Origin of the sequence: Devosia sp., from assembly GCF_036676215.1 — a bacterium.
Taxonomy (GTDB): Bacteria; Pseudomonadota; Alphaproteobacteria; order Rhizobiales; family Devosiaceae; genus Devosia.
On sequence record NZ_JAKFDJ010000226.1, the window covers coordinates 24199 to 46409 of the forward strand.

At 63.6% G+C, this 22211-nt stretch carries 22 protein-coding genes; 12 read left to right on the top strand and 10 right to left on the bottom strand.

What is annotated here, in order from left to right; genetic code table 11:
• Positions 1 to 130: 130 nt before the first annotated feature.
• The gene (locus tag V6M52_RS19165; RefSeq protein ID WP_332702582.1) at positions 131 to 1612 is read right to left on the bottom strand and encodes a leucyl aminopeptidase; all 1482 of its coding nucleotides are present in this window, start codon (positions 1610 to 1612) and stop codon (positions 131 to 133) included.
• 211 nt (positions 1613 to 1823) lie between these two features.
• Here V6M52_RS19165 and V6M52_RS19170 point away from each other — a divergent pair, with 211 nt between their 5' ends.
• From V6M52_RS19170 to rsmA, 6 genes are all read left to right on the top strand, one after another.
• The gene (locus tag V6M52_RS19170) at positions 1824 to 2894 is read left to right on the top strand and encodes an LptF/LptG family permease (protein WP_332702584.1); all 1071 of its coding nucleotides are present in this window, start codon (positions 1824 to 1826) and stop codon (positions 2892 to 2894) included.
• The gene (locus tag V6M52_RS19175) at positions 2891 to 3961 is read left to right on the top strand and encodes an LptF/LptG family permease (RefSeq protein ID WP_332687339.1); all 1071 of its coding nucleotides are present in this window, start codon (positions 2891 to 2893) and stop codon (positions 3959 to 3961) included. Before V6M52_RS19170 ends, V6M52_RS19175 begins: the two co-directional genes overlap by 4 nt.
• A gap of 26 nt (positions 3962 to 3987) precedes the next feature.
• A complete protein-coding gene (locus tag V6M52_RS19180; RefSeq protein ID WP_332702586.1) occupies positions 3988 to 6273 on the top strand; it encodes an LPS-assembly protein LptD in 2286 nt (761 codons plus the stop codon).
• Between the two features lie 97 nt (positions 6274 to 6370).
• A complete protein-coding gene (locus tag V6M52_RS19185; protein ID WP_332702587.1) occupies positions 6371 to 7270 on the top strand; it encodes a peptidylprolyl isomerase in 900 nt (299 codons plus the stop codon).
• Between the two features lie 91 nt (positions 7271 to 7361).
• A complete protein-coding gene (pdxA, locus tag V6M52_RS19190; protein WP_332702589.1) occupies positions 7362 to 8360 on the top strand; it encodes a 4-hydroxythreonine-4-phosphate dehydrogenase PdxA in 999 nt (332 codons plus the stop codon).
• Complete coding sequence (gene rsmA, locus V6M52_RS19195) at positions 8357 to 9223, top strand: 16S rRNA (adenine(1518)-N(6)/adenine(1519)-N(6))-dimethyltransferase RsmA (protein ID WP_332702591.1); 867 nt, start codon at positions 8357 to 8359, stop codon at positions 9221 to 9223. Before pdxA ends, rsmA begins: the two co-directional genes overlap by 4 nt.
• A gap of 5 nt (positions 9224 to 9228) precedes the next feature.
• On the opposite strand, the gene V6M52_RS19200 is transcribed toward rsmA, so the two are convergent.
• A complete protein-coding gene (locus V6M52_RS19200) occupies positions 9229 to 9903 on the bottom strand; it encodes a TetR/AcrR family transcriptional regulator C-terminal domain-containing protein (RefSeq protein ID WP_332702593.1) in 675 nt (224 codons plus the stop codon).
• Between the two features lie 71 nt (positions 9904 to 9974).
• On the opposite strand from V6M52_RS19200, the gene V6M52_RS19205 reads away from it, so the two are divergent.
• Complete coding sequence (locus V6M52_RS19205) at positions 9975 to 10373, top strand: hypothetical protein (protein WP_332702595.1); 399 nt, start codon at positions 9975 to 9977, stop codon at positions 10371 to 10373.
• Here the strand turns inward: V6M52_RS19205 and V6M52_RS19210 are convergent.
• From V6M52_RS19210 to fabD, 8 genes are all read right to left on the bottom strand, one after another.
• Complete coding sequence (locus V6M52_RS19210; RefSeq protein ID WP_332702597.1) at positions 10370 to 11611, bottom strand: MFS transporter; 1242 nt, start codon at positions 11609 to 11611, stop codon at positions 10370 to 10372. The two genes, V6M52_RS19205 and V6M52_RS19210, sit on opposite strands and share 4 nt — an antisense overlap.
• Positions 11612 to 11714: 103 nt before the next feature.
• Positions 11715 to 12353: a guanylate kinase gene (gmk, locus tag V6M52_RS19215; protein ID WP_332687347.1), complete on the bottom strand. Its 639-nt coding sequence runs from the start codon at positions 12351 to 12353 to the stop codon at positions 11715 to 11717.
• Between the two features lie 10 nt (positions 12354 to 12363).
• A complete protein-coding gene (locus tag V6M52_RS19220; protein ID WP_332702599.1) occupies positions 12364 to 13254 on the bottom strand; it encodes a YicC/YloC family endoribonuclease in 891 nt (296 codons plus the stop codon).
• Positions 13251 to 14372: an endolytic transglycosylase MltG gene (gene mltG, locus V6M52_RS19225; RefSeq protein WP_332687349.1), complete on the bottom strand. Its 1122-nt coding sequence runs from the start codon at positions 14370 to 14372 to the stop codon at positions 13251 to 13253. Before mltG ends, V6M52_RS19220 begins: the two co-directional genes overlap by 4 nt.
• A gap of 164 nt (positions 14373 to 14536) precedes the next feature.
• Positions 14537 to 15799 carry a beta-ketoacyl-ACP synthase II gene (fabF, locus tag V6M52_RS19230; protein ID WP_332702644.1) on the bottom strand — a complete coding sequence of 421 codons (1263 nt, stop codon included), beginning with the start codon at positions 15797 to 15799 and terminating at the stop codon, positions 14537 to 14539.
• A gap of 51 nt (positions 15800 to 15850) precedes the next feature.
• Positions 15851 to 16087, bottom strand: a complete 237-nt coding sequence (locus V6M52_RS19235) for an acyl carrier protein (protein WP_035100440.1) — start codon at positions 16085 to 16087, stop codon at positions 15851 to 15853.
• Between the two features lie 276 nt (positions 16088 to 16363).
• Positions 16364 to 17101: a 3-oxoacyl-[acyl-carrier-protein] reductase gene (gene fabG, locus V6M52_RS19240; RefSeq protein WP_332687351.1), complete on the bottom strand. Its 738-nt coding sequence runs from the start codon at positions 17099 to 17101 to the stop codon at positions 16364 to 16366.
• 56 nt (positions 17102 to 17157) lie between these two features.
• Entirely contained in the window at positions 17158 to 18108 is a 951-nt protein-coding gene (gene fabD / locus V6M52_RS19245) for an ACP S-malonyltransferase (RefSeq protein WP_332687352.1), read from the bottom strand.
• 195 nt (positions 18109 to 18303) lie between these two features.
• Here fabD and V6M52_RS19250 point away from each other — a divergent pair, with 195 nt between their 5' ends.
• The 5 genes from V6M52_RS19250 (at position 18304) to V6M52_RS19270 (ending at position 22210) form a co-directional block, all read left to right on the top strand.
• Positions 18304 to 18684 (top strand): VOC family protein, encoded by a 381-nt coding sequence (locus tag V6M52_RS19250; RefSeq protein ID WP_332687353.1) that lies wholly within the window; start codon positions 18304 to 18306, stop codon positions 18682 to 18684.
• Positions 18685 to 18979: 295 nt separating this feature from the next.
• The gene (rpsF, locus tag V6M52_RS19255; RefSeq protein WP_332687354.1) at positions 18980 to 19381 is read left to right on the top strand and encodes a 30S ribosomal protein S6; all 402 of its coding nucleotides are present in this window, start codon (positions 18980 to 18982) and stop codon (positions 19379 to 19381) included.
• 17 nt (positions 19382 to 19398) lie between these two features.
• On the top strand, positions 19399 to 19653 hold the full coding sequence (gene rpsR, locus V6M52_RS19260) for a 30S ribosomal protein S18 (protein WP_046169334.1): 255 nt from the start codon (positions 19399 to 19401) through the stop codon (positions 19651 to 19653).
• Positions 19654 to 19906: 253 nt separating this feature from the next.
• Positions 19907 to 20479, top strand: coding sequence for a 50S ribosomal protein L9 (rplI, locus tag V6M52_RS19265; protein ID WP_332687355.1), 573 nt, complete (start codon positions 19907 to 19909; stop codon positions 20477 to 20479).
• 243 nt (positions 20480 to 20722) lie between these two features.
• Positions 20723 to 22210, top strand: a complete 1488-nt coding sequence (locus V6M52_RS19270) for a replicative DNA helicase (protein ID WP_332687356.1) — start codon at positions 20723 to 20725, stop codon at positions 22208 to 22210.
• Position 22211 lies beyond the last annotated feature (1 nt).

Consider the following 22211-nt stretch of genomic DNA (forward strand, 5'->3'; position numbering starts at 1 on the left):
GGCGGATGAGGGGTGCTGCGCCATCAACCAACATTGAAGCATGGGATAGCGCAGCACCCCTCACCCTGTTCTTCCGCTGAACGCGGAAGAACGTCCCTCTCCCACAAGGGGAGAGGGGAAGAAGGCAGGGCTACCCCTGATAATAATCCCTGACCAAACGATCGAGCAGTGCCACGCCGAAGCCGGGGGCCCAGGAGGCGTTGATCTCGGAGGTCCCTGCCCCGAAGGCCGTGCCGGCGATGTCGAGATGGGCCCAGGGGACGTTGTTGACGAAGCGCTGCAGGAACTGCGCGGCGGTGATCGAGCCGGCGGGGCGGCCGACCGAATTGCGGATGTCGGCGAATTTGGATTCGATCATCTTGTCGTAGGCCGGGGCCAGCGGCATGCGCCAGAGCTTTTCGTTGGCGTTGAGCCCGGCATTGAGCAGTTGGATCGACAGTTCGTCATTGTTGGAGAAGAGGCCGGCATGCTCGTGGCCCAGGGCAACGATGATGGCGCCGGTGAGGGTCGCCAGGTTGATCATGAAGCGGGGCTTGAAGCGGTCCTGCGTGTACCAGAGGGCATCGGCAAGCACGAGGCGGCCCTCGGCATCGGTATTGATCACCTCGATGGTGGTGCCGCTCATGGCCTTGACGATATCGCCTGGGCGCACCGAGCCGCCCGAGGGCATGTTTTCAACCAGGCCGATGACGCCGACGGCGTTGACCGGGGCCTTGCGGGCCGCGAGGGCATGCATCAGCCCGGTGACGGCGGCCGCGCCACCCATGTCGCCCTTCATGTCTTCCATATTCGCGGCGGGCTTGATGGAAATGCCGCCGGTATCGAACACCACGCCCTTGCCGACGAAAGCCAGCGGCGCGGCGCCGGCCTCGCCACCCCGCCAGTGCATGATGACGAGGCGCGCCGGGCGGTCGGAGCCCTGCGCGACACAGAGCAGCGAGCCCATGCCCAGCTTTTCCAGCGCTTCGGGCTCGAGAATTTCGACCTCGACGCCAAGATCGGACAGCTGGGCGGCGCGGGCGGCGAATTCGACGGGGCCGAGGACATTGGCGGGTTCGTTGACCAGATCGCGGGCGAGCAGCGTGCCATCGACCGTGGCATTGCGATCGGCGATGGCGGTTTCGGCGGCGGCGGGATCAGCCACATGCAGGGTGACGGCGAGCGCAGCGGGTGCGTCCTCGGCACGGATGGACTTGTATTTGTCGAACTTGTAGTGGCGCAGGCGGAGGCCCGCGGCCAGTTCGGCGATTGCGGCGGGGCTGGCCGCGACTTCGTCGAGGATGACCGAGACGGTTTCGGCGCGGGTCGCGGCGATCTTTGCCAGCAGCGAGCCGCCGCGGTCGGTCCAGCTGTTGAGCGGCGCATCGGTGTCGGCCTTGCCGCTTCCCAGCACCAGCAGGCGGCGACCGCCTTTGCCCATGACGTCGAGCGCCTGGCCCTGCTTGCCCTTGAAGGCGGCGGCAGCGGCGGTCTCGACCCAGTTGAGGCCGGTGGCGGCCCAGATGGCAGCGGCAGCGCCGGCGGGCGCAGCGTCTTCAGCGGCGTAGATGATGGTCAAGGGTGCGGAGGCGCCGGCAAGCGCGGCGGCGCGAATGGTGATGGACTGGGACATGGAGGGCCTTGATTGGCAAAACGGGCGGGCGCCGACGGGGGACTGCAATGGCTTTACATTGAGGTGTTTCCCGCCCGCGTCAATCCCGCAACAGGGTGGCGGACAAATCGGTGGATGGGCGGCTGCACGCTTGTGCGGCACCGCAAACTGCACCAAGGTCCGGCGCATGCGTGGGAGCTGCCCGCGGCCCCGGATAGACTGACCTTACCGCATGAAGAGACTGACCGCCTATCTTGCCCGGCTGTTCGTTGCCGACGCGCTGATCCTGTTCGGTGTCGTCTGTTTCCTGCTGTGGCTGGTCAACTGCCTACGCTCGTTCGACGTGGTTTCCGTCAAGGGACAAAGCATAGTGGTGCTCGGGGTGCAGGCGCTGCTGACGATGCCGCCGCTGGCCATCTCTTTTTTCTATGTCTGCATCGGCATCGGACTGACCCGGGCCCTGCAATCGCTGCAGGCCAATCGGGAATTGCACATTATCCACACCAGCCATGGGCTGGGGTCGCTGTGGCGGGCCACGGCATTGGTGGCCGGAGCGGGCGTGGTGGGCGTGCTGCTGCTGTCCAACTTCATCGAGCCCTATGCCAATCGCCGGCTCAACCTGCTCAATGCGAGCGTGGCGGCGGATCTGGTCAGCTCGACCCTGCGGCCGGGGCGCTTCACCCAGGTGACGCCCGGCGTGGTGCTGCTGATCGGCGGACGCGGCAGCGATGGCGAGATCAGCGAATTCTTCGCCGACGACCGGCGCGAACCGGAGACGCGGCGCACCTATATCGCCGACTCCGCACGGGTCTCCACCGATGGCGCGAATTACGTGCTCGAGCTGCGCAATGGCACGCTGCAATATACCCAGGCCAATGGGCGGTTCTCCGAAATTTCCTTTGCCCGCTATGACCTCAGCGTGGACCAACTGTCACAGCCGGTGGCGCAGATCGACCCGATGCTGGCGCAGGATAGCGTGTCGCTGGTCGCCGAAGCCCTGGCCAGCGGCAATTGGAGCCAATCGCTGCTGACGCTGCTGGCAAACCGCATGGCGGAGGGCCTACGGGTCATCGGCATGGCCATGATGGTGCTGGCCATCATGGGATTTCCAAGCGGAAGGCGTACACGGTTCAACGTGCCAATGGAGGCGGTGGTGCTGCTCATCGCCTTCAGCGAGCGGGGCCTGAGCGCCTATAGCCCACTGGGCACAGGAACGGGCGCGCTGCTGCTCATCGTGGTGGCCGGGGGTGCCCTGCTCATGCGCACGCGACCACGGCCCATCCCCATGGTGGCAGTGCCATGAGCCGCATCGACTGGATTGTGCTCAACCGGCTGGGCAGCCGTATCGGGGTGACGGTGCTGGTGTTCTACGGCCTCATCGCGCTGGTCGAGTCGCTCGATACGTGGCGATTCAATTTCGTGGCCGACAATCACGGGCTGCATATGGCGGTCGTCATGGTGGCGATGAGCGGGGTGAAGTGGACGATCAAGACCCTGCCCGTGACCGTGCTGATGGGCGCCATCCTCGGCTTCATCGACCTCAAGGCGCGGCACGAGCTCACGGTGATCCAGGCCAGCGGCATCTCCATCTGGCGCACGGTGCGCGCGCCGGTCATCGCGCTGGCGGCGGTGAGCCTGCTGGTGGCGCTGGGGGTGGAGACGCTGAGCACGCAGATCAACCGCCAGCTCAGCCCGACGCCTCCCGGCCAGGCGGCCATGCTGACCCCGCCAGGCGAGGTGTGGCTCGAACAGCGCAACGGCGACATCCACTATGTGATGATGGCCACCGGCATGCAGCCAGGGGGCGCGGTGCTAGGCCAGGTGACGCTGTTTCACCTGGGGCAGAGTGATTCAGCGCGCGTGGAGGCCTCTGAGGCGCGGCTGGAGAATGGGCAATGGGTGTTTCCGACGGCCATTGTCCGCAACCCCGACCGGCAGGCCGAAACCGTCTATAACTACACGGTGCCGACCAGCTCCTCGGCTGCGGAAATCGGCCTGAAGCTGGCATCGACCGAGGACATGACGTTTTTCGAACTGGCGCGCCTGCTGCAGGCCGGCGTGGCCGATGCCAGCATCCGCACGGCGGGGACGATGCGGCTGATCAAGCTGCTGGCCCTGCCGCTGGTGCTGACGGGCTCGCTGTTCATTGCTTTTGCGTTTACTGCAGGTTATCGAAGAGGCTCTAATTATGGTCCTGCGGTTCTCTATGGGATCGTGCTGGGATTTGTTGTTTTCGTGATTACAGAGATGGCCGACCGAGCCGGGTCGACCGGTGTTCTCGATCCCACGTTTGCGGCAGTCGGACCGGCGTTTGTAGCCATCGTCATCGGCGTGACGGTGCTGCTGTATAAAGAAGACGGGCGCGCGTGAGTATGATGGCGAGTGCCAAGAGGGGGATGTCGCCACGCCGCCTGGCCCTGGCCAGTGCGCTGCTTGCGCTTACCCTAACCTCCACCGCCTTTGCGCAAGGCCTTGTTCCCACAGATTTTTTCAACGCACCGATCGACAGCTCCGCACCGTCGGCGATCGAAGCCAATACGCTGACTTTCGACAGCGTGAACAATATCATCACGGCCAGCGGCGATGTGGTGCTCAGCCAGAGCGGCTATACGCTGACCGGCCAGAACCTAGTCTATAACCGGGCCACCGGTAACCTCAAATTTGTCGGCGATGTCACCATCCTCGATCCCTCCGGCAACCTGGCCGAGATGGTCGACCTGGATGTCACCGGTGGGATGAAGCAGGCTTTCATCAATTCGCTGACCATCACCAGCTACGACGGTGCGCGGATCACCGCCGACAGCGTTGATTACGATGCCGCGCTACGGACCCTGATGGAGAAGGCAACCTACGCACCCTGCGGGGACTGCATCGACGATGCGGGGCGCCGCATCGGCTGGTCGGTCAACGCTTCGCGCATCACCTACAATGCCGAGGACGGCTCGCTTGCCCTCGAGCAACCGACGCTGTCGATCCTTGGCATTCCAGTCGCGTGGCTGCCCTACCTGTGGCTCCCCGACACCAGCGCGAACACCGTGGCCAATGTACGGACCCCGATTTACGACTATAGCGAGAAGACCGGGCACACGCTTGTGGTGCCCTATGCCGCCTATTCGAGCCGCTGGACCGACATCATCCTGACGCCGACCTTCATGAGCCGGCAGGGGTTCCTGCTGGGCGCAGAATGGCTGCAGCGGTTCGACAACGGCTCGTTCCAGATCAAGGCCTCCGGCCTCTACCAGTTCGACCAGTCGGCCTTTTCATTCACCGAAGCGAAGCGCGACTGGCGCGGCGCGGTGCAGATGTCAGGCGAATTCACCCCGATCGAGGACTGGACGGTGGGGTGGAGCTATGTGGCGTTCACCGACGCGGCCTATCTGCCCGACTATCGGCTGACCACTGCCAAGTCCTCGGTCAATCAGGTCTATGCGACGCATCTGACCGATGACACGTTCTTCGACGTCCGCCTGCAGCACTTCAACCTGCTGGGCGACGTGACGGCTGCTTCGCAGGGGCAGCAAGGCAAGGCGCTGCCGGTGGTGCGGTTCGAGCATGTCGAGGAGCTGGGGCCGGAAGCGGGGCGGATCGAAATCAGCGGCCGCCTGCTGGGCGTGCATCGGGATCTGGATTCATCCACGACGACGCCCAACGGAACTCCCTATACATTCGGCTATGCCGGCAACAAGCAGCATCTGAACCTGCAGGCGGGCTGGCAGCGGCAGTTTATCGGCTCGGGCGGGTTTGTGGCAACGCCTTATCTGGGCGGACGCGGCGACGTGGCCTATTACGACGGCACCAGTGCCGCCCTGCCCGGCGCGACGACGCTGTGGAGCGCCACGCCAATCGCAGCCATGGATGTGCGCTTTCCGATGGCGGCCAATGACGGTTCGACGGTCCACCTGATCGAGCCCATTGGCCAGCTGGTCTATCGCGGTTCCAACACCACCGCTGTGGGCATCACCAATGACGATGCCCAGAGTTTCGTGTTCGATGACACGAATTTGTTCAGCTACAACCGCTTCTCGGGCGGCGACCGGCAGGAGACCGGGCTGCGCGCCAATGTGGGCGGGCGCTACCAGGCCAATTTCGCCGACGGTGGCTATTTCGAAGTCATTGCGGGCCAATCCTTCCAGCTGGCGGGCAGCAATGCCTTTGCGGCTGCCGACCCCGCCCAGACCGGCGTTGGCGCCGGGATGAGCGCCACGGCTTCTTATGCCGTGCTGGGCGCCTATGCCTCGTTCTCCGAAGGGCTGACGCTGGGCGGCAAGCTGCAGGTCGACACCGCCACCCCGCAGATCACCCGGACCGGATTGGGTGTGGGCTATGCGAAGGCGGGCTATGCGGCGACCGTTGATTACGGTTTCCTGGCCGCCAATGCGAGCGTTGGCACGCTGAAGGACCAGCACGAAATCGGCGGCACGATCACCATTCCGGTGGCCGAATACTGGTCGCTCAGCAGCAATGCCTCCTGGGACCTGGCAGGCAACAGCTGGCTGCAGGTGGGCGGCGGCGTGACCTATGACGATGGCTATCTGGTGATCGGCGCGAATGCCAACCGCACCGGGCCGACGCATAGCTCACCTGATGCAACCACGGTGACCGCGACGTTCCGGATCAAGGCACCGGCGGGGCTCAATCTCGGGTACCAGGGCGCGGTGCCCCTTACCCTTCCAGGGTTCTAGGCGATATCGGATTTTGGCCTCAATCATGGGGCAATTGACAGGGCGCAGTTCCCGCCGCATTGAGGGCGGGTGCTTTGACGCGAGGCGGAAGAATACGATGACCAAAAATCTCTGGAGGCGCGCAGCCAGCGCCATGATCGTGGGCGCGATTCTGACCATCGGGGCGGCCATGCCAGCCGTTGCGCAGAGTGCCCGGGTGACCGTGAACGGCACGCCGATCACCGATCTGCAGGTAGCGCAGCGCCAGAAGCTGTTTGCGCTTGAAGGCAGCAGCGGCGGCTCCAAAGGCGCTACCGAACAGTTGATCGACGAAGCCATCCAGATCAGTGAAGCCAAGCGCATTGGCATTACCGTGTCCAATGCGCAGATCGATGAGGCGCTGCTGCAGATCGCGCGCAATATGAATGTAAGCCAGGACAAGCTGATCAATATGCTGCAGCAGGGCGGCGTCGGCATGGACACGCTCAAGGACCGGCTCCGCGCGGCCATCGCCTGGAATGCGATCACCGAGCAGGTGATCATGCCGCAGGTGCAGATTTCCGAACTGCAGCTCGACCAGGAGGCGGCAACCCAAGTGCAGGCCCACCAGACCTTCGATTATATCCTCAAAGAAATCATCTTTGTGGGTAGCGGTTCGGGCGGCCGCGCCGGGCAGGCCAACAACTATCGTTCCCAGTTTTCCGGCTGCGATACTGCGGTGGATCTGTCGCTGGCCTATACGGACGCAGCGGTGATCGACGTGGGACGTCGGCATGCGACGCAGCTGCCGGAAGCTATCGCCAAGGAACTGGCCGGGCTCAATGTCGGCGGCATCACCAAGCCGCGCGTGGTTGAAACCGGCGTTTCCATGCTGGCCGTCTGCGAGAAGGCCCAGGCGGAAGACCTGACCTTCATCAAGAGCGACCTGCGCGCAGAGGCAGGCAATGACGTGCTTGCCGGCCAGAGCGAGAGCTATATGGCCAACCTGCGCAAGCAGGCCAAGATCATCTACAATTAATCCAGACCGGCCCGCTTCGGCGGGCCCTTCTGTTAATCGCAAGAACGGGCCCGCGTGGCGGGCCCTACGCTGTTCACCGACGGGGGCCGAGATGGACAAGGCGCTGGCCATCAGCATGGGCGAACCCGCGGGCGTGGGGCCTGATATCATCCTGGCGCTCTATGCGCAGCGGGCCGAGCTGGGTTTGCCGGCCTTTTGCGTCTTCGGCAACGCCGAATTCCTCAAGGCGCGCGCGGCACGGCTGGGCCTGAGCATCGACATCACCAGCGTTGGGGCCGATGGAGCCAATGCGGCTTTCGCCGATGCCCTGCCGGTGGCCGAGGTTGAAGGGCTGGTGCCCGACCACCCGGGCCAAGCATCGCAGGTGTCGGCGGGCGCCGTGATCCGGTCCATTCAGGAGGCCGTCGAGGCGACGCTGACCGGCGCCTGTCGTGGGCTGGTGACCGCGCCCATCCACAAGGGCGTGCTCTATAACGCCGGATTCAAGCATCCGGGCCATACCGAATTCCTGGCCGAACTGTGTGCCCGTGGCGGCACACCGAGGCTGCCAGTGATGATGCTGGCGCATGGCGGGCTGCGGGCGGTGCCGGTAACCATCCATGTGCCGATCCGCGACGTACCAGGGCTGCTGACAAAGGAGCTCATCGTCGAGACGGTGCGAATCGTGGCGCATGATCTCAGGCACCGCTTCGGCATTGCCAATCCGCAGATCGGAGTGGCGGGGCTCAATCCGCATGCCGGAGAAGGCGGCGCCATTGGCCGGGAAGAGCTGGAAATCATCGGACCGGCCGTCGCCCAGCTGCAATTCGAGGGTATCGGCATCGAGGGTCCCCTGCCCGCCGATACGCTGTTCTACCCCACCCATTGGGCGCGCTATGACGCGGTGGTGGCCATGTATCACGACCAGGCGCTGATCCCGATCAAGACGGTGGCCTTCGAGGAGGCGGTCAACGTGACGCTGGGCCTGCCCATTGTGCGCACCTCCCCGGACCATGGCACCGCATTTGACCTGGCAGGCAGCGGGCGCGCCTCGTCGGCGAGTTTCCTCGCGGCCATCCAGATGGCCGATGCCATGACGGCCACGCGATGAGCCAGATCGACAATCTGCCGCCGCTGCGCGAGGTGATCGCCGAGCATGGCCTGCGCGCCAAGAAGGAACTCGGGCAGAACTTCCTGCTCGACCTCAACCTGACGTCGCGCATCGCGCGGGTTGCCGGACCGCTGGAGGGCGTGCGCGTCATCGAAGTGGGACCGGGACCCGGCGGGTTGACGCGGGCCTTGCTGGCCGAGGGGGCGCGCGAGGTGATCGCCATCGAGCGGGACGCGCGGGCCCTGCCGGCGCTGGCGCAAATCGCCGAGGCCTATCCGGGGCGGCTGACGGTGATCAGCGGCGATGCCATGGAAATGGATTATCGCCTGCTGGCGGAGGGTCCGACCCGCATCATCGCCAACCTGCCCTATAACATCGCCACCCCGCTGCTGACCGGCTGGCTGACGCTGGACCCCTGGCCGAGCTTTTTCGAGAGCCTGACGCTGATGTTCCAGCGGGAAGTGGCCGAGCGCATTTGCGCAAAACCGAGCGAAGATCCCTATGGAAGGTTGGGCGTGCTGGCCGGATGGCGCACCGAGGCGCGGATTGCCTTCAATGTCGGCCGCCAGGCCTTCGTGCCGCCACCCAATGTCACCTCGGCCGTGGTACATCTGGTTCCCAAGGCGGTGGACGACGACGTGACCGTCAAGGACCTCGAACACATTACCCGCGCCGCCTTCGGGCAGAGGCGCAAGATGGTACGGCAGAGCCTTAAGGCCGCTGGCGTGCCGGTGGAGGGACTATTGCTGGCCGCCGGGCTGCGGGGCGACGAGCGGGCCGAGGAACTGCCCGTGGCGGCGTTTCTGGCCATGGCGCGGGCATTGCCGGGCCTGCGCAATGCGAGCCGGGCCTCCACGGTCTGAAGCGATCAGCGCAGCGTATTCCAGACTTTGAGAAAGTGCTCGATCTTGTCGTCCGGGCCAGAGGCCGGCCGACCAAAACCGCTTAGCATCAGGTCAAGACCGAAGGTGAAGCGCTCCTCCTGATCAAGCTCGGCGAAGTGCGGCAACGCGGCTTCGACGGCCGGAAACCGGCCTTCGCCCCATTGCGCGAGGCGGGTGGCGAATATGGATGGATCGGTACCGGTTTCACGCGCCCAGGCCTGTTCTTCGATGACAAAGCCCAGCACGAAATAGAGCAGCGAGAAGCCGGTCCGCATCGATGTCCGGGCATCAAACCCGGCCGCCATCAACGTGCCGATATTGGCTTCGGCCAGGCGCAGGACATTCTCACCCAAAACGAATGTACCGGCATAGACCCGGGCACCGTCGCGCCGCGCCAGCAGGGCACGACGCAATTCCTGAGACGTCTGCCGGAGCACCAGACGAAAATCGGCGGACTTGTCGATGGTGCGGGCCACGTCTTCCAGCAGGGCATTGGCCATGGCGTCGAGCAGAGCGGGCTTGCCCGGGAAATACCAATAGAGCGAGGGCGCCTGTACGCCCAGCGCATCGGCCAGCTTGCGCATGGTCAGCCCATCCAAGCCCTCTGCATCCAGCAAATCCAGGGCGGCAGCGACGATCAACGCGGGCTCCAAAGCCATGACAGGTCTCCCCTTGCGGCAGCAGATTAACACTGTTAGTTTCATCTAACGATGTTAGTTTGGAGCCTGGAATGCAACTCGACATGACGCAGTTTCCCATCATCTGGATGCGAGACCATGAGGATGACGAGCCCGAGGATGTGGCGGCAACGCGCGATATGCTGCTCGACCTCCTCAGCAAGGACGAGCGCTTCGTGCTGGTGGCCGGCCGGATGCCATCCCTCTCCGACCTCACCGAGGCCAGCCCGAGCGAAAAGAAGATGCGGGCGCAGTTGTTCAAGACGCATCGGACCAAACTGACCCGTCTATGTGCCGGCATGATCATCGTGGGCAATGGCAGCAAGCTGCCCCCTGCCATCGCCAAAGCCATGGAGGCGTTTACCAATGCGATGGGCATTGCGGTGGTCTTCGCCGCCAGCAGCGAGGACGCCGAGGCCATCGCTCAGGAAAGGCTGAAGCGCGCGGCTTAGACGCCGGCGGGGGGCTCGGCCGGACGCTCCGGGATTGGCAATACCGGTAGCCACATCAGTCGGACAGACACCAGGAAGGCGGCGATTGCGGCGCCGCCGCTGACCAGCATCACGCCCGGCCAGCCCCACGCCATCCAGGCATATCCACCGAGCGTGCCCAGCACAGACGAGCCGAGATAGTAGGCGAACAGATAGATGGCCGAAGCCTGGGCGCGACCGACTACGGCACGGCGAGCAACCCAGGCGCTGGCGATGCCGTGAGCGGCGAAGTAGCCGATGGTGGCGATGGCGAGGCCGGCGATGATGGCGGGCGTTGACGGGATGAGCGTGAGGAAGACGCCGGTGGTCATGATGAGCACCAAGGTCCAGTAGACCTTGCGACGGCCGAGGCGCTGTGCCAGACCGCCGGCCCATGCCGAGCTTACGCTGCCGAACAGATAGACCACGAAGATCGCGGCGATGGCGGAATGGCTGAGGGCGAAGGGCGGCAAAGCGAGGAGGAAGCCGGCATAGTTATAGAGCGTCACGAAGCTGCCCATGAGCAGGAAGGCCGAAGCGAAGAGCCAGGGCAGTCCCTTGTCGGTGAACTGGACGGCGACGAGACGCACCAGGTCACGCATGCCGAGGCGGGAGCGGGCGGAATTGTGCGGGGTGGGCAGCAGCAGGACCACGGCCAGCGCCGCAGCTGCGATGGCGATGCCCAGCACCAGCAAAGCCAGCCGCCAGCCGATCCAGTCGGTCAACACGCCTGACACCAGGCGCCCGGCCATGCCCCCGATAGCGGTGCCGCCAATATAGAGACCCATGGAAAAACCGAGGGCATCGGGGTCCATCTCCTCGGCGAGATAGACCATGGCGACGGCGGGCAGGCCGGAGAGCGTGAGCCCCATCAGCGTCCGGATGACGATCAGCGACCACCAGTTTGGCGCGAAGGGTAGCAGCAGGCCCAGCGTGGCGGTGAGCAGGATGGCCCAGACCATCAAGGTCTTGCGGCCCAGGCGGTCGGCTACCCAGCTCGCGAGCAGCAGCGCGACGGCGAGCGTCGCGGTGGTGGCCGACAGTGCAAGTGAGCTAGTGGCGGCGTCGAGCCCGAACTCTACCGCAAAGATCGGCAGCAGCGGCTGCACAGAATAGAGCGAGGCAAAGATCGCAAAGGCCGACAGGAAGAAAGCCGTGTTGGCGCGGAAAAAGGCAGGCGTGCCGCGCCGGATGGCAACCTGAACCTGCGCTTCAGCCATGCAAGATATCTCCACGCTGCTCCGCCATTCGGGCATAGCCCTCATGGCCTTCTCGCCTAAAATCGCTCCACTGGAGCGATTTTCCTTCGGTCGGCTCGAAGTCTCAGAGCGAATCGATCTGGTTCTGCAAGTCCTTGACGAAATTATCCAATTGGGTAAGGCGGGGCCGCGCAAGGCGCGCTGCGGCCAGAATGGAGCGCACTTTCTGGGCGGATGCTTCAAGGTCATCGTTGATGATGATGTAGTCGTATTCGGAATAGTGCTGCATCTCGAGCTTGGCGTTGCGCAGACGCTTTTCGATGGTGCCGACGCTGTCCTGCGCGCGGCGCTCCAGCCGGGCCCGCAGCTCCTTGATGGTCGGGGGCAGGATGAACACCGTGACCATGTCCTTGCGGCTCTTTTCGTAGAGCTGCAGCGTGCCCTGATAGTCGATGTCGAACAGGATGTCGTTGCCGGCAGCCAGTTGCTCCTCGACCCTGGCGCGCGGGGTGCCGTAGAAATTGTCGTGGACCTGGGCCCATTCGAGCAGCTCGCCATCGGCCTTCATGCGGTTGAAGGTTGGCACATCGACGAAGTAGTAGTGGGTGCCCTCGACTTCATCGGTGCGGCGCGCCCGCGTGGTGACCGAGACCGAAAGGCGGATATTGGGATCCTGGCCGAACAGGGACCGGGAAATCGAGGATTTGCCCGCGCCCGACGGCGAAGCAATAACCAGCATGACGCCGCGACGCTGGGATTCCATCAGCCAGATCCTATTCGATATTCTGAACTTGTTCGCGTAGTTGATCGATCGCCGCCTTGAGGTCAAGGCCGATGGCGGTGAGCTCCACCGCATTGGATTTGCTGCAGAGCGTATTGGCTTCGCGATTGAATTCCTGCGCCAGGAAATCCAGCCGACGGCCCACGGCGCCGCCGCCCCGGATGAGCTGGCGGGCATTGGCGATATGCGCGACCAGCCGGTCGAGCTCCTCGCGGATATCGGCCTTGGTGGCGAGCAGCAACGCCTCCTGGGCGAGACGCTCCTCGGGGATGGTGATGTCGTCGGCGATGGCGGCGACCTGCTCGCGCAGGCGGGCCAGAATGACGTCGCGGCTGCGGGCGGGATGCTGCTCAGCCTGACTCACCAGTGCTTCGATCTGATCCAACCGATCCAGCAAGATGGTGGCGATCTGGTTACCCTCCTGACGACGCGCCAGCACCAGATCAACGAGGGCCTGGGAGGCGGCATCGAGGATGGCCGCGATGAGCGTCTCTTCGGCGCCGGTGGACATGGGACGGTCGCGCTGTTCCAGCACGCCCTTGAGACCGAGAATGCCATCCAGGCTAGGGGCGGTCGCCTCGACCTTGCCCTTGAGGTCTTCAAGCGCAGCAAGGACGGTCGCCAAGGCCTGGCGGTTGATGAGCAGGTCGCCCCCTGCCCCGTCGCGCTCGACAGAGAGATTGAAGGTGACCGAACCACGCGAGACCATCTTGCCGACCAACTGGCGGATGTCGCTCTCAAGGGCATCGAGACCGGGGGCCAGACGCAGCCTTATATCGAGGCCGCGGCCATTGACCGATTTCACCTCGCAGGCGAAGGAGGCGCCGGGCACCGCGCCGGTGGCCCGGGCATAGCCGGTCATGCTGGCGAGCGGCTGGCTCACTCCGCGGCCGGCGCGTCTGGATTTTCCGCGGCCTGCTCCGCCTCGACGGCCTGCCGGGCCTCCTCCGCATCGGCCTCGGCCTGCGCGGCGGCTTCGGCGGCTATGCGGCGGTATTGCGCGACATTGTCCTGATGCTCGGCATAGGTTTCGGCAAAGACATGGCCTTCGCTGGGCGTGGCACCCTTGGCGACGAAATAGAGATAGTCATGGGTGTCGGGATTGGCGACGGCGCGCAAGGCCTCGATGCCCGGATTGGCAATGGGCGTGGGGGGCAGTCCATCGATCTGATACGTGTTGTAGGGCGTCTGCGCCTCGATCTCGGAGCGGCGCAGGCCGCGACCGAGGGTCGATTGCCCCTTGGTGATGCCGTAGATGATGGTGGGGTCGGACTGCAGGCGCATGCCGTCGCGCAGGCGATTGACGAAAACCGCGGCGACCTGCGGCCGCTCGCTGGCAAGGCCGGTTTCCTTCTCGACGATGGAGGCCAGCACCAGCAATTGCTCGGGTGTCTCGACCGGCAGATCGACGACACGGGTTTCCCACACGGCAGCAAGCTCGGCGGTCATGGCGGCTTGCATCTTGTCGAGAACGGCCTGGCGCGTGTCGCCCGGTACGTAGTCATAGCTGCCGGGCAGGATGGAGCCCTCCGGCGGAAGCGCTGTGACTTCGCCAACGAGGTTGCCGTCGGCATTGAGGCGTTGCAAGGCCTCCCAGGAGGTCCAGCCCTCGGGAATGGTCACTGCATAGCGGATCGGGTTGCCCTCAGTGAGTTCCTGGAGGATGTCGGCCATGCTGGCGCCGGCAGGAATACGGAAATCGCCGGCCTTGAGCGCAGCCTGCCGTTCGGTGAGGCGGCCGCCGGCCTGGAAAATGTATTGGTTGGAGATGAGCCCCTGCTCTTCCAGGCGCGTCGAAATGGACGCCAGACCCGAACCCGATTCGACGCGGAAGGTAGCCTCTTCGGTGAGGGGACCATCGCCATAGAACTGGGAGGCGCCATAGACGACGAGCCCACCGGCCAGCAGCAGGCCGATGACCAGCAGGGTCAGCAAGCCATTGAGGATGTCGACGAAACCATTGCTTGAGCGGCGGCGGCGCCTGGGCTTGCGATCATTCATCGTGCTGGATCATCCTCGAAGCCCATTCGCGTTGGGCGCGACGGGTCTTGTCATCGTTTTGAGTCAGCCTCATGGCCGCCGGCATTGTTGGTGTGCCAAGGGCACAAAGACAAGAGGCACACCGCGCAACAACGCGATGTGCCTCCATTTGAATCGTGGAAAAGTCAGCTGACTTTGCGCATCACCAGGCTCGCATTGGTGCCGCCGAAGCCAAAGCTATTGGACAGCGCCACGTTGATCTCCTTCTTGAATGCCGTTTTAGGCACCAGATTGATCACCGTTTCGACCGATGGGTTGTCAAGATTGAGCGTCGGCGGCGCTATGCCGTCGCGCATGGCCAGCAGGCAGAAGATCGCCTCAACCGAGCCGGCGGCACCTAGAAGGTGGCCGATGGCGGACTTGGTGGAGCTCATCACCGTCTTGGGCGCGGCATCGCCCAGCACGCGGGTAACAGCGCCCAGTTCGATCTCGTCGCCCAGCGGCGTCGAAGTGCCGTGCGCGTTGATGTAGTCGATGTCGGCCGCGTCGATACCAGCGCGCTTGATCGCCGCGCTCATGGCGCGGAAGCCACCATCGCCATCGGGCGAGGGAGCGGTGATGTGGTAGGCGTCGCCCGAAAGGCCGTAGCCGATCACTTCGCCGTAGATCTTGGCACCGCGCGCCTTGGCACGCTCATAGTCTTCGAGCACGACGATGCCGGCGCCCTCGCCCATGACGAAGCCATCACGATCCCTGTCGTAAGGACGAGATGCGGCTGCCGGGTTGTCGTTGAAATTGGTCGAGAGGGCACGGGCTGCGGCAAAACCGGCCAGCGCCAAGCGATTGACACAGCTTTCGGCGCCACCGGCAACCATCACGTCAGCATCACCAAGCGCGATCAGCCGGGCGGCATCGCCGATGGCATGGGCACCCGTGGAGCAGGCGGTTACGACCGAGTGGTTCGGTCCCTTGAGACCGAATCGAATCGAGACGTAGCCGGAGGCGAGGTTGATCAGCCGGCCCGGGATGAAGAACGGGCTGATGCGGCGCGGACCCTTTTCATGCAGGATGATGGAGGCATCATAGATGCCGCCAACGCCGCCGATACCGGAACCGATCAGAACGCCTGTGCGCTCCTGGTCTTCCTGGGTCTTGGGTTCAACGCCGGCATCATCGATGGCCTGCTTGGCCGCCGCCATCGCGTAAACGATGAAGGGGTCGACCTTGCGCTGTTCCTTGCTATCCATCCACTCATCGGGATTGTACTTGCCCTCGGCGTAATCGCCGAGCGGCAACCGATGCGCGATCTGGCAGGCGATATCATCGACCTCGAATTCGTCGATGCGCTTGGCACCACTCTTCCCGGCCAAGATATTGGCCCAGGTGGCTTCCACTCCGCAGCCGAGGGGCGTAACGAGGCCCAACCCGGTGACAACAACGCGGCGCAATTCCATGCTTTACCTGCCTAACTCAACCAAGCCCGACCAAGCCCGAGGGGCTTAGCCGACGGCCTTAGTGAGAAAGGAGACGGCATCGCCGAAAGTCTGAATCGACTCGGCAGCGTCATCGGGAATCTCGACCGAGAATTCTTCTTCGAAGGCCATGACCAGTTCGACCTGGTCGAGAGAGTCCGCACCCAGATCGTCGATGAAGCTGGCCTTTTCGACAACCTTCTCGGCATCCACATTGAGGTGTTCCACAACGATCTTGCGGACCCGATCAGCGACATCGCTCATATTGACTTCCCTTTTCGAAATCGAGGTTTCGTTTCGCTTCTTTATTGGCGCAGTGCCAAATCTTCAAGCACCGTGTTTGGCTGACCGTCTGGCAATGTAGGCGCGCTTTCCGGCGCCTGCAAGGCAGTCTGCCACGGCTATCAGCGGGGCCGAGTATCACACTTGCAGCGGCTTGCCCAGAAGCCGGTGCCCCGGTTTTCAACGGCTTTCGGCCGGTTTTTGTCGCCGCGTCGATTAATTCCGAAAAACCGGTGACCACTTTTCGGATCGACGCGGTCAGATCATTGCCATGCCGCCGTTGACGTTGAGCGTATGGCCGGTGATGTAGCCTGCAGCGTCGCTGGCGAGGAAAACCGCACAGGCGGCAATTTCCTGCGCCGTACCCAGCCGGTTGGACGGAATCGTGGACAGGATCGACTCGCGCTGCTTGTCGTTGAGCTCGTCGGTCATGGCCGAGGCGATGAAGCCGGGCGCAATGGAATTGACCGTGATGCCACGCGACGCGACCTCGTGGGCCAGAGCCTTGTTCATGCCGATCAGGCCCGCCTTGGAGGCGGCGTAGTTGCCCTGCCCGGGATTGCCCATGACGCCCACCACCGAGGATATGCCGATGATGCGGCCGAAGCGCTGTTTCATCATGCCGCGCAGCACGGCCCGGTTGAGGTGGAAAGCGGCGGTGAGGTTGACGGCGATCACCTCGTCCCACTCCTCGTCCTTCATGCGCATGAAGAGATTGTCGCGCGTCATGCCAGCATTGTTGACCAGGATATCGAGGCCGCCCAAGGCCGCCTCGGCGGCGGGAACGAGCTTGTCGACTTCGTCGAGTTTGGAGAGGTTGCAGGGCAGAATGGGACTGTCCTTGCCGATTTCCTTCGCCGTATCTTCGAGCGCACCGACGCGGGTGCCACTGAGGGCCACGGTAGCGCCGGCCGCAGCCAGGGCCTTGGCGATCTCGCGCCCGATACCGCCGCTGGCGCCGGTGACCAGGGCGCGTTTTCCAGTCAAATCAAACATTTAGTCCTCCCCCACGGAGATAGTGATTCAAGCCCTTGATGGCCTGATTCAAGTTCTTAAGCCGATAGTTCCGCCACGAAGGCGTCGATGTCGACCGGCGAGCCGACGGCGGTCGCGACGGCTTCGGTGTTGATGCGTTTTGCGAGGCCCGTCAGCACCTTGCCGGTGCCGAGTTCAGCCAGATGGGTAACGCCGCCGACGCCGGTCAGCCAAGTGATGCTTTCAGTCCAGCGGACGACGCCGGTGACCTGTTCGACCAGGCGCTGGCGGATCTCGGACGGGTCAGAAATCGGGGCAGCGAGCACATTGGCGACCAGCGGAACGACTGGCGCCTGCATGGTGACTTCGGCCAAAGCGGCGGCCATGGCGTCGGCGGCCGGCTGCATCAGCGAACAATGGAAGGGCGCGCTCACCGGCAGCAGCAGAGCGCGCTTAGCACCCTTGGCCTTGGCAATCTCGACGGCGCGCTCGACGGCAGCGGTGCTGCCCGAGATCACGACCTGGCCGGGGGCATTGTCATTGGCGACATCGCAAACATCGCCCTGGGCCGCCTCCGCGGCGACTTCGCGCGCGGTGGCAAGGTCCAGGCCAAGCAGCGCGGCCATAGTGCCGTGGCCAACGGGAACGGCCTTCTGCATAGCCTGGCCGCGGGTCTTGAGCAGACGGGCGGTGTCGGAGATGGAAAAGGTGCCAGCAGCGCAAAGGGCGGAATACTCGCCGAGCGAATGGCCGGCGACATAGCTGGCGTGATCGGCAAGGCGAATGCCTTTGGATTCGAGAACGCGGATGACCGCGAGGCTCACGGCCATCAGGGCCGGCTGGGCATTCTCGGTCAACCGCAGGATATCGTCGGGCCCCTCGAACATGATGGCCGAGAGGCGCTGCCCCAGTGCCTCGTCGACTTCCTGGAAGACGGCACGCGCCTCGGGATAGGCGGCGGCCAGGTCCTTGCCCATGCCGACGGCCTGGCTGCCCTGGCCGGGAAAGGTGAATGCATAGCTGGTCATGGTGTCGCCCCCTTTTGTCTCAGTTAGACAATCCGCAGGCGGGCTGTCCAGTTGCGCGGGGTTTGAGCGGGAGTGTGTGGCAGAGTCAAGGCGGGAGCACGGCAGAGATCGCCGCCAACGGCGTGAACGCCTGTACACGCGTCCGGGGGAGGCGTATTTTGGTGGTGTGACAGGCTCTCAGAAAGGGAGGAAGTTATGCTCACGGATCATCGTGCCTACGCAACCATCCCGGCTGCAGACATGAATCGGGCGAAATCCTGGTACCGGGACAAGCTCGGCCTCACCCCCGCGATGGAAGACGACATGGGCTGCATGTACAAGGTTGGCGGCGGCACCAGCTTCCTGCTTTACCCCACGCCCAATGCCGGCAAGGCGCCGAACACCCTGCTCTCCTTTGCGACCGACGACGTGGAGGCGGAGGTCCAGGACCTGCGCAAGCATGGCGTGCGGTTCGAGGAATACGACATGCCGGGCCTGAAGACCGTCAATGGCATTGCCACAATGGGCAAGTTCCACGCCGCCTGGTTCAAGGATTCCGAAGGCAATATCCTGGCCGTCGGGGATGAACCCAACTAGGCCCCTGCCCCATAGAGTGAGCCGGGCCCGCGTTCGATCTGCCCGGCTTTCTGCCCTTCTGCTGCCATCATGCTGGCATTTTGCTTGATCTCTGGCCTGTTTGGCCCTATTGGACCGCCAGCAATTCGTTTGGCCGGGGGCTGAACGGAGGGTTTGCCATTTGGAATGGCGAATAGGGCAACTGCCCGGCCTCCCGTGTTCCCGCTCTTTGCAAGACTGCTTTGACGCCTTTCCGGCTTCAAGGAGGCTCCGCGCCAGACATTGCTGTGTTTGAACCACGAAGGAAGGCGCATCAATGGCCCTTTACGAGCATATCTTCCTGGCGCGCCAGGACGTTTCCCAGCAGCAGGTCGAAGAACTGACCGCTGCACTGACCGAAGTCCTCGCCTCTGGCGGCGGCAAGGTCACCAAGAATGAATATTGGGGCCTCAAGGGTCTCTCCTACCGCATCCGCAAGAACCGCAAGGCGCATTACACGCTGCTGAACATCGACGCATCGGCCCCGGCCGTTGCCGAAATGGAACGCCAGATGCGCATCAATGAAGACATCCTGCGCTTCATGACCGTGCGCGTGGACGAGCTTGAAGAAGGCCCGTCGGCAATGATGCAGAAGCGCGACCGCGACGATCGCGATGGCGACCGTGGTGGCCGTCCTGGTGGTGGCTTCGGCGGCGAACGCCGTCCGCGTCGTTTCTAATTTAAGGACATACAGCTATGGCAATCAAAGACCTTACCACCGCCCAGGCCCGCCGTCCGTTCCAGCGTCGCCGCAAGACCTGCCCGTTCTCGGGCGAAGGCGCGCCCAAGATCGACTACAAGGACGTCCGCCTGCTCTCGCGCTACGTTTCGGAGCGCGGCAAGATCGTCCCGAGCCGTATCACTGCCGTTTCTGCCAAGAAGCAGCGTGAACTGGCCCAGGCGATCAAGCGGGCCCGTTTCATCGGCATCATGCCTTACGCTGTCCAATAAGCTCACTGGGACGGCGATCTAGCGGCGATCGGCTGCGCTTCCGGTGCTCACGTACTCAAGTACGTTCCGCTCCGGTTCTAGCCGATCACCACTATCTCATCCGTCCCAGCGGCTTCTTGTTTGCGTAAGTGCCAGACTACGGCCCCTCCTTCGGGAGCGGGCCACGTGCCTAAAGAGGCACATCGCTGGGGTTCCGGATGGTCCGGGGCTCCTAACCGTCCACGAGGACGGGACAGCCACAAGGAATAGCCAAATGAAAGTCATTCTCCTCGAACGTATCGGCCGCACCGGCTCGATCGGCGACGAAGTTGCAGTCAAGGACGGTTTTGCCCGTAACTTCCTGCTGCCGCAGGGCAAGGCCCTCCGCGCCACCGAAGCCAACCGCAAGAAGTTCGAAGCCGAACGCGCCCATATCGAGAAGCGCAACGAAGACCGTCGTGCTGCCGCCACCGGCATTGCCGAAGGCCTCAACGGTCGCACCGTCGTCATCATCCGCCAGGCGGGTGAAACCGGCCAGCTCTACGGCTCGGTCGCCTCGCGCGACATCGTGGAAGCCCTCGCCGCCGACGGCTACACCGTGCAGCGCAGCCAGGTCGACCTCACCGACCCGATCAAGTCGGTGGGCGTGCATACCGTGCCGCTGAACCTGCATGCCGAAGTCGCCGTGACCATCTCGGTCAACGTCGCCCGCTCGGAAGACGAAGCCACGCGCCAGAGCGCCGGCGAAGACGTTACCGTCACCGTCTATGAGGACGACGACAATGGCGATTTCGCTGCCGGCCAGAAGGACGCCAAGCAGGACGATCGCTTCGACGACGAACTCTAGTTTTCGCCGCAACTGATCAAAGGCCGGGCCATGTGCCCGGCCTTTTTGTTTTCTATTTGGGCACGACTCGGTGCCATGCTTGGGCCCAGGTCATTTGCAATGTTTTGAGTCGGATATCCCCGCTATTCCCAATGTTCACTCGCGGGGATGTGGATGTTCAGGCAATCGGCAAACGACCCAAGGTTAGGAATCGACTCTGACCGCGCGACGGTTAAGACACATTGACGTTTCGCTAGAGGCACCATGGCAGAGATCGCGCGGCTTCATCCACCCGAAGACAAGTCATTTCGTCTGGCCCCCCACAATGTGGAGGCCGAGCAGGCATTGCTGGGCGCGATCCTGCTGAACAATGACGCCTTCTATCGAGTTTCGGATTTCCTCGAGCCCGTGCATTTCTACGAGCCGGTGCACCGCGACATTTATGAAGTGGCCGGCAAGATCATCCGCGCCGGCAAGTCGGCCGATCCGACCACAATCAAGACCCACCTGCCCGAGCAGTTGCTGCCCGATGTGACGATGGCGCAGTATCTCGCCAAGCTCGCGGCAGAAGCGACCACCGTGCTCAACGCCGCCGATTATGGGCAGGCGATTTACGACACCGCGATTCGACGGAACCTGATCCTGGTTGGCGAGGAGATGGTGGCCGTTGCCTATGATGGCAGCGACGTCGAGATGACGCCGAACAGGCAGATCGAGAAGGTGGAAGGCGAGCTGTTCCAGCTGGCCGAAAAGGGCCGCTATGACGGCGGCTTCCAGAATTTCTCCAGCGCGCTCAGTGCCTCGATCCAGATGGCGGGCGAAGCCTATCAGCGCGATGGGGGCCTGTCAGGCATTGCCACGGGCCTTGATGACCTCGACCGGCAAATGGGCGGTTTGCAGGGAAGCGATCTGATCGTCCTGGCCGGCCGACCCGCCATGGGCAAGACGTCGCTTGCCACCAATATCGCCTTCAATGTGGCCAGGGCCTGGAAGGGCGAAATCACCCCGGACGGGCACCAAAAGACCACCAATGGCGGCGTTGTCGGCTTCTTCAGCCTCGAAATGAGTTCCGAGCAGCTCGCCACCCGTATCCTGGCCGAGCAGGCCGAGATTTCCTCGTCCGACATCCGTCGTGGTCGCATCCACGACAGCCAGTTTTCCAAGCTGGTGGATGTTTCCAATATGATGAGCAAGCTGCCGCTCTATATCGACGACACCGGCGGCATCAGCGTGGCGCAGCTGGCGGCACGGGCACGGCGGCTGAAGCGGCAGAAGGGGCTCGACTTCCTGGTCATCGACTACCTGCAACTGCTGAGCGGCTCATCCAAGGCGTCGAGCCAGAACCGCGTGCAGGAACTGACCGAGATCACCACAACGCTCAAGGCGCTGGCCAAGGAACTGGAAGTGCCGATCGTGGCGCTGTCCCAGCTTTCGCGTCAGGTGGAATCGCGCGATGACAAGCATCCGCAACTGGCGGATCTGCGCGAATCGGGCTCTATCGAGCAGGACGCCGACGTGGTGCTGTTCGTTTATCGCGAAGAGTACTATCTCAAGAACAAGGAGCCCAAAGAGGGCACGCCAGAGCATATGACCTGGCAGGGGGAAATGGAAAAGGTGCACGGCAAGGCCGAAGTCATCATCGCCAAGCAGCGCCACGGCCCGACCGGCACGGTGCAGCTCAGCTTCGAAGCGCAGTTCACGCGCTTCGGCAATCTGGCACGCGCCGATTACCTACCCGAGCGTATGGAATAGG

Bases quoted from the DNA above. Each gene is read 5' to 3' on its own strand.
- V6M52_RS19165 (WP_332702582.1), bottom strand. From the start codon at position 1,612: ATGTCCCAGTCCATCACCATTCGCGCCGCCGCGCTTGCCGGCGCCTCC.
- V6M52_RS19170 (WP_332702584.1), top strand. From the start codon at position 1,824: ATGAAGAGACTGACCGCCTATCTTGCCCGGCTGTTCGTTGCCGACGCG.
- V6M52_RS19175 (WP_332687339.1), top strand. From the start codon at position 2,891: ATGAGCCGCATCGACTGGATTGTGCTCAACCGGCTGGGCAGCCGTATC.
- V6M52_RS19180 (WP_332702586.1), top strand. From the start codon at position 3,988: ATGTCGCCACGCCGCCTGGCCCTGGCCAGTGCGCTGCTTGCGCTTACC.
- V6M52_RS19185 (WP_332702587.1), top strand. From the start codon at position 6,371: ATGACCAAAAATCTCTGGAGGCGCGCAGCCAGCGCCATGATCGTGGGC.
- pdxA (WP_332702589.1), top strand. From the start codon at position 7,362: ATGGACAAGGCGCTGGCCATCAGCATGGGCGAACCCGCGGGCGTGGGG.
- rsmA (WP_332702591.1), top strand. From the start codon at position 8,357: ATGAGCCAGATCGACAATCTGCCGCCGCTGCGCGAGGTGATCGCCGAG.
- V6M52_RS19200 (WP_332702593.1), bottom strand. From the start codon at position 9,903: ATGGCTTTGGAGCCCGCGTTGATCGTCGCTGCCGCCCTGGATTTGCTG.
- V6M52_RS19205 (WP_332702595.1), top strand. From the start codon at position 9,975: ATGCAACTCGACATGACGCAGTTTCCCATCATCTGGATGCGAGACCAT.
- V6M52_RS19210 (WP_332702597.1), bottom strand. From the start codon at position 11,611: ATGGCTGAAGCGCAGGTTCAGGTTGCCATCCGGCGCGGCACGCCTGCC.
- gmk (WP_332687347.1), bottom strand. From the start codon at position 12,353: ATGGAATCCCAGCGTCGCGGCGTCATGCTGGTTATTGCTTCGCCGTCG.
- mltG (WP_332687349.1), bottom strand. From the start codon at position 14,372: ATGAATGATCGCAAGCCCAGGCGCCGCCGCCGCTCAAGCAATGGTTTC.
- V6M52_RS19235 (WP_035100440.1), bottom strand. From the start codon at position 16,087: ATGAGCGATGTCGCTGATCGGGTCCGCAAGATCGTTGTGGAACACCTC.
- fabG (WP_332687351.1), bottom strand. From the start codon at position 17,101: ATGTTTGATTTGACTGGAAAACGCGCCCTGGTCACCGGCGCCAGCGGC.
- fabD (WP_332687352.1), bottom strand. From the start codon at position 18,108: ATGACCAGCTATGCATTCACCTTTCCCGGCCAGGGCAGCCAGGCCGTC.
- V6M52_RS19250 (WP_332687353.1), top strand. From the start codon at position 18,304: ATGCTCACGGATCATCGTGCCTACGCAACCATCCCGGCTGCAGACATG.
- rpsF (WP_332687354.1), top strand. From the start codon at position 18,980: ATGGCCCTTTACGAGCATATCTTCCTGGCGCGCCAGGACGTTTCCCAG.
- rpsR (WP_046169334.1), top strand. From the start codon at position 19,399: ATGGCAATCAAAGACCTTACCACCGCCCAGGCCCGCCGTCCGTTCCAG.
- rplI (WP_332687355.1), top strand. From the start codon at position 19,907: ATGAAAGTCATTCTCCTCGAACGTATCGGCCGCACCGGCTCGATCGGC.
- V6M52_RS19270 (WP_332687356.1), top strand. From the start codon at position 20,723: ATGGCAGAGATCGCGCGGCTTCATCCACCCGAAGACAAGTCATTTCGT.